This window comes from bacterium (assembly GCA_040755795.1).
Lineage (GTDB): Bacteria > UBA9089 > CG2-30-40-21 > CG2-30-40-21 > SBAY01 > JBFLXS01.
Map to the genome: position 1 here is coordinate 1 of JBFLXS010000346.1, position 4357 is coordinate 4357.

The 4357-nt window shown below is 38.5% G+C and carries 2 protein-coding genes; both read left to right on the forward strand.

The window, feature by feature from the left end; all coding sequences use genetic code 11:
* Nucleotides 1–308: 308 nt before the first annotated feature.
* Entirely contained in the window at nt 309–1688 is a 1380-nt protein-coding gene (locus AB1414_16290; protein ID MEW6608977.1) for a hypothetical protein, read from the forward strand.
* On the forward strand, nt 1685–4357 hold a 2673-nt coding region (locus tag AB1414_16295), incomplete at its 3' end, for a hypothetical protein (GenBank protein MEW6608978.1). The genes AB1414_16290 and AB1414_16295, both read left to right, overlap by 4 nt.

Below are 4357 nucleotides of genomic sequence, written 5' to 3' on the forward strand. Positions count from 1 at the left end.
TTCTGACAGGTGACAGAGATGTTATAAATCTGTATAATTAAGCCATTAATATCACAATTTTCTATTTTAAAGGGCAGGGGGGGATATTGTGAGGGGTGGGAATAAAGGTAGAATAAAAATAATAGGATTGTTAAGGAGGAAGCACCATTAGTTTAGGTATAACTAAAATTATACTTAAGTTAATGGTGTTTTTCTTTTAGGAGATAGATTTAAAAAAATTATTATTTTGATTCGAAGATTTATATGAACAATACAGGCGAAGTTTCTGAAAAACCCGGAATAAAACAAACACAAGCAGGAGAGAAGATATGAAAAAGAATAAGTTAATAATTTTGGCATTAATTTTAGGAATAATAGTAAATATTAAAGTGTTGGTTTTAGCTAAACTTGCCCCTGTGAAAGAGTGGAGCGAAGGCAGTTTTTCAGGCGAAATAAACGAGGCCAAAGGCGATAAAGAGCGGCAGAGGCAGATTTATCTTGAATACATTTTGGCCTATTTTAACGAGATGCAGTTTGAGCAGTCGGTTAATTTGATAGATAAATTTATCAAAGATTTTCCAGGGGATGGATTTAGTGATGATTTGAAATGGCTGAAGGCATATGAATTAAGATATTTTATACATGATTATAAAGAATTGCTGGATGTATATGTGGATTTGACATCTCAATATGAAGGGATATCGATCGATAACGTTGCAAAAGAAATACCGGTAAGCAGGTATCCGAATGTAAACGAATTGAGGGGCGAAATAGCGGTAAAGAGAAGAACCCCAGAAGGTTTAGAAACAACTATTGTCATAACTCCCCCGGGTTACCATAAAAGGAAAGAAATAGTGAGGACAAAAGAAGATTTAGAAAAAGAATATGAAGAGATAAAAAATTTGTTGAGCGGGGCAGAAAAATTGGAGGATGAATTAAAGAATGAGAATGACCCGGACAAAATAGCTGGAAAATATAAAGAATCAGGAATAATCTGGCGCAGTTTTTTTGATTTCGAGAAGGCAATGGGAATCTATTTGGAGGGTGCAAAAAAATTAGGGGAAGATACAAGGGGCGGAGAGCTTATTTTTGAATTAGCGGATATGTATATGAAAGATGCAAGAAAGATAAGAAATTTGTCAATGGCGCCTTCGAGATATCCGGAGGCGTATTACGATAAGGCGCAAAAATATTATTTAGAGGTATACAAGAGATATCCAAAGAGCAAAGAGGCTCCGAAGGCGCTGGAACAGGCGGCGTGGATATATACAATAGTTCCCTCGGGATGGCGGAAACCTACACAGGAAGAATACAGGGAAATGAATACGGTCGATCGTGAACTTAACCGTCAAATCCCTGTTTTCGACCTCTCCAAATCCGCCGAGCTGTATGAGAAGATATGGAGGGAGTATCCGGGGTGGGAGGGGGTGGGAGGGGTGAAAGAAAAGCTACGGGGTGCATATTGGGGTTTAACAAAGGAAAAGAAAATATCACAAATTGATTATATAAAAAAAGAATTAGAGATTGGTATTTTGACACCAAGAGATCGAAATGAACTAGAAGAGGTATTGAAAAAAGCAGAAATTTATAAGGAATTATACGGTGAAGAACCTAAAATTGAACTTACTCCATATACAGGCAGTGCGATTAAAAAGCTAAATGAATATATAGAGAAGAAAAAGTCAGAAATGGGGGGTGAAAACAAATGAAGAAGAATATTTTTCTTTTTGTTTTTATGGTATGTTTCACATCCATTAGTTTTGCAATAAATAAACCTGATAGACCAAAATATAATGGTAGCCAGCCCTTTATTCGGCCCATGGCTGGAGGGCAAGTCCATATCACATGGGAACGGCCAGATACAACAAATTTTTATTACGATACTTCAAATGGAATAAATATATTTTACGAGCTTCAGTTTAAGAAAAGCACTGATAGTACATGGTATCAATATTTTCCTGGTGGACCTGATAAAGTTACAGATTCAACATCTATAAATGATCCTACAACTTACAAAATCAAAGCTCAGCGGGATGAAAAATTAGAGCATGATATTGAATCTTACGACCTTTCCCCCACCCCCAACTACTACGGTTTCGGAGTCTCAAGTTACACAGACACCACGGTAACCCCCGATTTAAACAAGCACTATCTGATTCACATCCAGACCAGTAATCCCGCGGGCGGGGAAGACTTATTTTATTATTCCACGAATGTAGTTTCATCAAGGGAAGGCCATCCGAACACCTATTTTTACCGGATTCGAAGTCGAGTAGAAAACAGCTATGGTAGCGTGGAAGTCAGCCCGTGGTTTCCGAGCTACAGCGGGGATTCGGTTACGGTGAACATTTTCCCTGAAAGCGGGAAAGAGATATATTTTTATAATGATTTGGAGATTGATACGGCATCTACAACCGAGCACTCAAAAAGTTTCGTTTTTAAGAAAGGAAGATATTGGGCAATACCTTGTTATTATCTGGCGCAGAACACCAATTCATATGTGTTTTCAATTGATTCTTCTGATACTGATATAAATATAATTTCAAATGCATTTGAGACAGGCGGCGAAAAATATAACAAGGACGGAATATTTAAGCAGGACCAGGATGTTTTCGGCGCAGTGGTAAAGAATTCAGACAATGATAATCATATAAGCATAGTACGAATACCCATCAATCCTTATGGTTATTTTCCATCAAATTCTGGCAGTTCGCCTGCCAGAGGCAGTCGGGTAAGCAATTTCAGGGAGATGATATTCATTGATAATGTCATTCCAGAAATTATTGATTTAAAAGGGACTCTGGCGCACGAGTTCCAGCATTTGATACATGACGGTTATGATATGGATGAAAAGTTGTGGGTAAACGAGGGATGTTCCGGCCTGGCTGAAGACATAAACGGGTATCTGGGAGTAACAGGTTCAAAAATAAAAGATTTTGAAACGACTTACTTTGGCAACGAACAGTTGTTCGAATGGGATACTGCTGTAACCGACAGATACGGCATCACCGCCTTATGGACGATGTTTCTGCAGGAGCGGTTTGGAAGGGAGAATATAAAGAAATATGTAGCAGATACAACGCACGGGACGGATGTATTTCATGCCGGCGGCCCGTTTGGAAACGTTACATTCGACAGCGCGTTCCAGGAATGGACGTTAATGAATTATTTAAACGATTCGACATTTTATAATTTAGATACTTCATTTGCGGATTACAACTATCTATTTGCGAACGACACATATGTGCGAAATGAATTTTCCATAAAACCGATTGCCGAGACAACAATCCGTTACTGTTCGACAGGGGACGATGTCCCTTACAGTTCAACGAAAACCATGGAACCGTCCTGCGGGAATTATCTATCATGGGAAAATTACAATACAACCGGAGAAATGTTCAAGATCTGGGTGGAAGGAGACTTATTAAGACCCGGGTATGAGCCTGTGACAAAAGATTATTATTATGTTTTAGAAAAGTATGACAGCGCAGGGATTAAAGAGAAAGCTGAAAAAAACAAAATACTAAATCAGGGAAGCGATAAACTAATATTGAATGTGCCGAATTTCGGTTTATACTGGAATAAGGTAACATTAATATTGACGAACAAAAACGAGACGACAGCAACATATAAATACGCCGGCTTTTTCGCGAGAGGCGGATTGTACGAGACAGTGTCTCCCGTAATAAAAGTTTATGACACATCGAACTCAATAATTCCGGAAGGCGGATATACGAATTCAAGATACATAAATATTGAAGTAGAGGATGCCCCTCAGGATGTCGGAGGAATAGCAAGTATAGAGATAAGCACGAACGAATATGACAGGAATACGATAATATTTAAAGATTATGAAAAATACGGGACATCGCATCTATACGGGTCAACTGAGATAGCATCGCAAGTCGCCGAAAAACTTCCGGAATCCGATGGCAAACTCCCGGAATCAAATATATTCATAAATGTGATTGATGCGGCGTTTAATGCGGGGACGTATAAATTCACAGTGGATTTGACTCCGCCGGATATAATGGTGAAAGAACCATCAGATGGAGATTATGTTAATACCACAAGGCCGGAAATCAAGTGTAACATAATAGATGTCGGATTGGATACAAGCACGCTCAAAATAATATTTGATACCAGCGAATATCCTGTTAAACATAAACCTCTCGACGAAAAAACATGGCAAATAAGTTATACGCCAGATTTTGATTTAGGCGAGGGTGAACATCAATGGATAATGTATGCAAAAGACAGGGTGGGATATGAATTGGATACAAAAGCAAATAAATTTAGCTTTAAAGTCGACACAAAACCGCCGGAGGTAATTGATATATTCCCGCCGGATGGATTTGTAACAGATATGAATTACCAG